The sequence below is a fragment of the Methylobacterium sp. WL8 genome (assembly GCF_008040045.1).
Lineage (GTDB): Bacteria > Pseudomonadota > Alphaproteobacteria > Rhizobiales > Beijerinckiaceae > Methylobacterium > Methylobacterium cerastii.
In genome coordinates, this window is sequence record NZ_VRVF01000139.1 from 1 (window position 1) to 5,317 (window position 5,317).

A 5,317-nucleotide genomic window follows, 5' to 3' on the forward strand; every position below is an offset into this window, starting at 1 on the left:
GGCGGCGCGCGCCGGTCAGGCTGGCCGCGGCTTGGCGGTGGTCGCCGCCTTGAAGGCGGCCTCGGCCGCCTGGCGCGGATCGGTGATGCGGCGTGTCCGGTCGAAGGCCATGGTCGCGCCTCAGGCCTTCTTGGCGGCTTTGGCCGCGCTCTTCTTCGGGGCGGCCTTCTCGGCGCCGGCCTTCTCGGCCGCCTTCTCAGCGGCTTTGGCGGCTTTGGCGGCGGCGGCCTTCGTCAGCGGCTTGACCTCGGCGGCCTTCGCCTGCGCGTCGGAGGCCTCCTTGGCGAGGCGCAACGCCCGCAGGCGCACGGTGCGCTCGTCGACGGCCTTGATCGAGGCGATGTGCTCGGCCATGGCCTGGGCGCCCTCGCGCTGCATGCGCTCGGCCCGCTCCGCGCGTTCGGCCCGCTCCTCGGCCTTGTGCTTGGCTTCCTCTTCCGGAGTGCGGACTTCGTCCTCGGTGTCCGCGCCGGTATCGATCTCGTCGCTCATCGTATTCCTTTCGTCCCTGCCGGTGCCGTCGCGCCAAGGGCGCTCCACGTGCGAAGGGAGCGCTCCCGGTCGTCGGAATGGGCGGGTTCGGCGCGACCCGAGGACAGGTGGGCGGCCGGTTCGCATCGTCTCCGCCGGTCCGCCGCGAACCCGTCGCGGCGTGCGGAACTCAAGGTGGTGTAGCATGTCGGGCGCCCCGATGGCGAATGCCGCGGCGGCACGGACGGCAAGTCACGGCGACTTTTCCCGTGCCGTCGTAGCCTCGGGCGTCGTCGAAGCCGCCCGTCAGACCCGCCGGCACCTTGCGCCGGCGGCGTTTTCCTCTGTTCAACGCACGCGATAGTTGAGCGGGATCGTCACCGACAGGCTCGACTGGGTCACGCCGGGGGGCGCGGCCGGCAGGCTGCCGCGCACGGCGCCCAACGCCGCGCTGTCGATCTGGCCGACGCCGCTGCTGCGCGCGAGGCCGGCGCTCGTGACCTGTCCGGAGCGCAGCACGGTGAAGCGCACCATCGCCGTGCCGCCGGCGGTGCCGGCCGCCGCGCCCGGGTTCATCCGGCCGTGGATCGCCGAGCTGATCGCGCCGGTCCACTGGCGCATCGCGCTCGGATCGCTCCCGGCCGAGGCCCGGCCTGCCGCGTTCTCGCGCGAGGACGAAGCGGAGCTTCGGGTCTCGGCGCCCGCGCGGGCCTGGGCCTGCTTGGCCTTCGCCTCGCGCGCGGCCTTCGCCTTGGCCTCGCGGATCGCCTCCTTGCGCTCCTCGATCGCCTCGCGGCGCGCCTCCTCGATCTGCTCCTGGCGCTTCTGCGCCCGGATCTTCGCCTCGCGCTCGGCCTTGAGCTTGGCGAGGTCGACCTTCGGCTTCTCCGGCTCGGCCGGCTTTGCGGGCTCGGGGGCCTGCGCGACCACCGGCGGCGGGGGCGCCAGCGGCTCGGCCTGCTCGGCCTGCGAGGTGATGACCTGGCTCTCCGGCTCGACCGGGACGGCGTCGGGCGGCACCTCCGCGACGGTGGCCGGCGGCGGGGGCGCGACCACCGCCTCGTCGGGCTTGGCCTCGGCGGCGTCCGGCGGCGGCTTGGTCGGCTCCGCCTCGGCGGGCTCGTCCACGGGCTTGGTCTCGGGCGGGGCGGCCTCGCTCGCCTGGGTCTCGCTCGGCGCCTGCGTGTCCGCGTCGGTCATCAGCGGCGCGAGGTCGATCGAGATCTGCTGCTCGCCGGGGGGCGTCGGCGGCGTCAGCTTGAACAGGGCGAGGCCCGCCAGCGCGGCCAGATGCAGGGCGAGCGCGACGAGGAAGGCGGGAACGAGCCCCGACGAGCGGGAGTCCGGCCCGGTGTCGACGATGGCGGACATGGCTTACCGCGCCGCCCCGTTCGCCGGCGCGGCGGCGGGGGCGCCCGGAGCCGGTCCGCCCGGAGCAGGTCCGCCCGGAGACTGCGCGATCAGCGACACCTTGGTGAAGCCGGCCTGGCCGACGAGGCCCATGACCTCCATGATCTTGCCGTAGGCCACGTCCTTGTCGCCGCGGACCAGCATCACCTGGTCCTTGTTCTCGGCCGCCATGGCGCGCAGGCGCGGCACCAGCGTCTCGTTGGTGAAGACCTCCTTGGCGATCGAGGGCTTGCCGTCCTTGTCGATCGTCACCTCGACCGGCTTCTGCGACTGCGCGACCTTGGCGGCTGCGGTCTTCGGGAGCTGCACCGGCACGCCGGTGGTCATCAACGGCGCCGCGACCATGAAGATGATCAGCAGCACCAGCATGACGTCCACCATCGGCGTGACGTTGATCTCCGACATCGGAGCGGTGTCGAGGTCGTCGTCGTCGGAACCGCTCGCGCGGATCGAACCCATCGCCATGCGGCGTCCTCCGGGGTCGGCGGCTCGGGCCCCCAAGGGGCGGCCGCGTCGGGAATGGAAGGCCCGGCCGCCTGAGCGGGCCGGGATCGCGGGTCTCGGATGGTCGCGCGGCTATTCGGCGGCGGCGCGGTGCTGGACGCCGCGGTCGCGGGCGAGGCGGTTGCCGAGCAGGCCGATGCCGGAGACGAAGGTGCTCTGGATCCGCCCGACGTCGTTGGCGAGCTTGTTGTAGGCCATCACCGCCGGGATCGCGACGACGAGGCCGATCGCCGTGGCGAACAGCGCCTCGGCGATGCCCGGCGCCACCACGGCGAGCGAGGTGTCCTGGCTGCGGGCGATGGACGAGAACGAGTTCATGATGCCCCAGACCGTGCCGAACAGGCCGACGAAGGGCGCCGTGGACCCCGACGTCGCCAGCAGCGCCAGGCCGTTCTGAAGGCGCTTGACCTCGAGGGTCAACGCGCCGCGCATGGCGCGCTCGATCCGGTCGCGCCGCTCGGCGCGGGTCTCCGAGGCGTCCTGGTCGCGCCAGGCGTCCAGAGCCGCCTTCACCACGTGGCCGGCGATGCCCGGCATCCCCGTCTCCAGGCTGCCGCCCGAGCGCACCAGCGCGTCGAACGCCTTGGCCTGGCGCCGCGCGGCGGCGAGGCGGACGACCTTCTCGAACACCACGGTCCAGCAGGCGAGCGAGGCGACCACCAGCAGGATCATCACCCCCTTCACGATCGGGTCGGCCTGCAGGAACAGGCCCACGAACGAGAAGTCGTGACCGGCGTCGATCGGGGCGGAGGTCGGATCCATTGCGAGTTCCTTGCAAGGTCGTTCGGGTGCGGCGACGGCCGCGGGCCGCCCGGCGGCTCTAGGCCGCCGGCCGGTATCGGTTCTCAGGGGCGGCCGGCGTCGCGCGCCGGGCCGGCTCGGCTCAGCGGTCGAACGGGATGTTCGCCTTGGTCTCGGTCTCGGTGCGTTCGAGGCAGGCTTCGCGGGTCGCGTCGCCGCCCTCGCAGGCGAGCACGTCGCTGAGCAGCACCCGGCTCAGCTTCGGGCAGGCGATCCCGGGGAAGTTGAAGATCTTGACGGTGGTCTTGCGGGCCGGGATCGGCCCGAGCTCGGCCGCGACCCGCTTCTGCACGATCCCGTCGGTGTCGAAGGCGAACAGGTCGAGCTTGTACGACTTCAGCGCAGCCCCGCGGCTGTTGTCGACGACGATCGTGGCCCGGCAGGAATCCTCGACGGATTCGAGCCGGTTGAGCTGAAGCTTGAGCGGCGCGGCCTTCTCGCCGGCCGGCGCATCCTGCGCCATCGCGGACACGGCGAGCGAGGACGCGAGCACGAGGGAGAGCCCCACGCAGGCGGCGGTGTCCAGGGCGAGCCGCCTGATGCGGAGCCGGTTAAGCGGGACGCCTCGCCCGAGCATCTGTTGAGCCATCGAAACGCTTCCCATCCTCCGCTCCGCGGGCGGCCCGTCCGGCGCCCCGCGCCGTGTCGAATTCGTCTGCCGCCGGGTCCATCCGGTTCGCGAGGCACGAAGCGGACGGCCGCGGCCGCGAAGCGGGCGGCCGAGAGGACCGGCGCCATCGCATCGCCGTCTCGGACCCTCCCTCGGACCACGGCCTCGGCGCGTGTCTGGAAAGGGGCGATGCGGTCGTCCGGCCTCGCGAAGATGCGCGCCCCGGCGCGATCTCCCGCAAGAGCGGAATGCAATGTGCCTGCGCGGCGGAAGTATCCGAGGTGCAGGGCAAGGATCAAGAGCGGCGCTGAAAATCAGAGCCGTTCCAAACTGTTACGAATACATCTCGCGTTGCGGCGTGCATCCTTGCCGAATGGTCCCGGCCTGCCTTGCCGGATCTGCCCGGCCGCCTGGTGGGATCGCGGCCGGCGGCTCTCTTGATGGGGCGGGCATGCTCGACCATATCGTTCCGGGCCGGATCGATGGTCCGGAAGGGGTGCCGCTTGCGGGCCCCGCAACGAGGTGCCCGCCGGCATTCCGGTCACGGGGCCTCCACAGGGGCGTTGCCGATGACCCGTCCATCCCCGTTCGGACACCCGTTCCTGCTCGGATTCGACGAGATCGAGCAGGCGCTGGACCGGGTCTCGAAGGCCGCCAACGACGGCTACCCGCCCTACAACATCGAGCGCCTCGTCCGCACCGACCAGGAGCCGGACCGCCTCCGCATCACCCTGGCGGTGGCCGGCTTCACCCGCGACCAGCTCGACGTGATGCTGGAGGAGAACCAGCTCGTCGTCCGCGGGCGTCAGGTCGACGACAAGGAGCGGCTGTTCCTCCACCGCGGCATCGCGGCGCGCCAGTTCCAGCGGGCGTTCCTGCTGGCCGACGGGATGGAGGTGCTGGGTGCCGACCTGTCGAACGGCCTGCTCTCGATCGACCTCGCCCGTCCCGAGCCCGAGCGGGTGGTGCGCCGCATCGCCATCCTCGAGCGCGATTGATCCGCCGGCGAAACACCCCACATTCGATTCAGGCCCACGATCGCCGGATCGGTTCGATCAAGACGGGATCGTTTCCGGGCTGTTTGCTCTGCCTCGAAAGGAGGGCACGACATGACCGACCTCACCACCTCCCCGCTGACGGCCGCCGACCTCGACCCGGCCGAGTTCAACGCCGCCGACCTCGCGGCGCTCGGCGAAGGCCACATCGCCTACGTCCGCTCGATCCGGTCCGACGAGGTGATGCGCCTTTTCCCGCAGGCGCCGCAGCTCACCCCCGGGCTCGACCTGTTCGCCCTGCTGTCGGCGAGCGGCGCCCCGATCCTGCTCGCGGATTCGCGCGAGGTGATCCTCGCCAACGCCGCCGAGCACGACCTCTACCCGGTCAGCCTGCACTAGCAGGCTGCTGCAGAAGTCTGGTGTTACGCTCGGTTTGGATCGTTATCGGTGTTTGCCACGGATTGGCCGACGTCCGAGAGGCTGGATTCTGCCTCTTCGATGGGAGCCCGGGTTACGGGCCGCGTCT

General features: G+C 71.8%; 7 protein-coding genes. 2 read left to right on the forward strand and 5 right to left on the reverse strand.

The annotated features are described in order from the left end of the window. Nucleotides 1-120: 120 nt before the first annotated feature. From FV234_RS25065 to FV234_RS25085, 5 genes are all read right to left on the reverse strand, one after another. Complete coding sequence (locus FV234_RS25065) at nucleotides 121-492, reverse strand: hypothetical protein (RefSeq protein ID WP_147754411.1); 372 nt, start codon at nucleotides 490-492, stop codon at nucleotides 121-123. Nucleotides 493-819: 327 nt separating this feature from the next. Continuing rightward, a complete protein-coding gene (locus FV234_RS25070; protein ID WP_147761441.1) occupies nucleotides 820-1,842 on the reverse strand; it encodes a TonB family protein in 1,023 nt (340 codons plus the stop codon). 3 nt (nucleotides 1,843-1,845) lie between these two features. Continuing rightward, on the reverse strand, nucleotides 1,846-2,346 hold the full coding sequence (gene tolR / locus FV234_RS25075; RefSeq protein WP_147761440.1) for a protein TolR: 501 nt from the start codon (nucleotides 2,344-2,346) through the stop codon (nucleotides 1,846-1,848). A 111-nt stretch (nucleotides 2,347-2,457) separates the two neighbouring features. Further along, nucleotides 2,458-3,147 carry a MotA/TolQ/ExbB proton channel family protein gene (locus tag FV234_RS25080; protein ID WP_147754494.1) on the reverse strand — a complete coding sequence of 230 codons (690 nt, stop codon included), beginning with the start codon at nucleotides 3,145-3,147 and terminating at the stop codon, nucleotides 2,458-2,460. Between the two features lie 121 nt (nucleotides 3,148-3,268). After that, nucleotides 3,269-3,775 (reverse strand): Tat pathway signal protein, encoded by a 507-nt coding sequence (locus FV234_RS25085; protein WP_238270730.1) that lies wholly within the window; start codon nucleotides 3,773-3,775, stop codon nucleotides 3,269-3,271. A gap of 590 nt (nucleotides 3,776-4,365) precedes the next feature. Between FV234_RS25085 and FV234_RS25090 the strand changes: the two genes are divergently transcribed. Together FV234_RS25090 and FV234_RS25095 are read left to right on the forward strand one after the other, a co-directional pair. Beyond that, complete coding sequence (locus tag FV234_RS25090) at nucleotides 4,366-4,794, forward strand: Hsp20 family protein (RefSeq protein WP_147754493.1); 429 nt, start codon at nucleotides 4,366-4,368, stop codon at nucleotides 4,792-4,794. A gap of 111 nt (nucleotides 4,795-4,905) precedes the next feature. Then, entirely contained in the window at nucleotides 4,906-5,190 is a 285-nt protein-coding gene (locus FV234_RS25095) for a DUF1150 domain-containing protein (protein WP_147754492.1), read from the forward strand. Nucleotides 5,191-5,317: the final 127 nt, after the last annotated feature.

Coding starts and splice junctions, on each gene's coding strand:
- FV234_RS25065 (WP_147754411.1), bottom strand. CDS start 492: ATGAGCGACGAGATCGATACCGGCGCGGACACCGAGGACGAAGTCCGC.
- FV234_RS25070 (WP_147761441.1), bottom strand. CDS start 1,842: ATGTCCGCCATCGTCGACACCGGGCCGGACTCCCGCTCGTCGGGGCTC.
- tolR (WP_147761440.1), bottom strand. CDS start 2,346: ATGGCGATGGGTTCGATCCGCGCGAGCGGTTCCGACGACGACGACCTC.
- FV234_RS25080 (WP_147754494.1), bottom strand. CDS start 3,147: ATGGATCCGACCTCCGCCCCGATCGACGCCGGTCACGACTTCTCGTTC.
- FV234_RS25085 (WP_238270730.1), bottom strand. CDS start 3,775: ATGGCTCAACAGATGCTCGGGCGAGGCGTCCCGCTTAACCGGCTCCGC.
- FV234_RS25090 (WP_147754493.1), top strand. CDS start 4,366: ATGACCCGTCCATCCCCGTTCGGACACCCGTTCCTGCTCGGATTCGAC.
- FV234_RS25095 (WP_147754492.1), top strand. CDS start 4,906: ATGACCGACCTCACCACCTCCCCGCTGACGGCCGCCGACCTCGACCCG.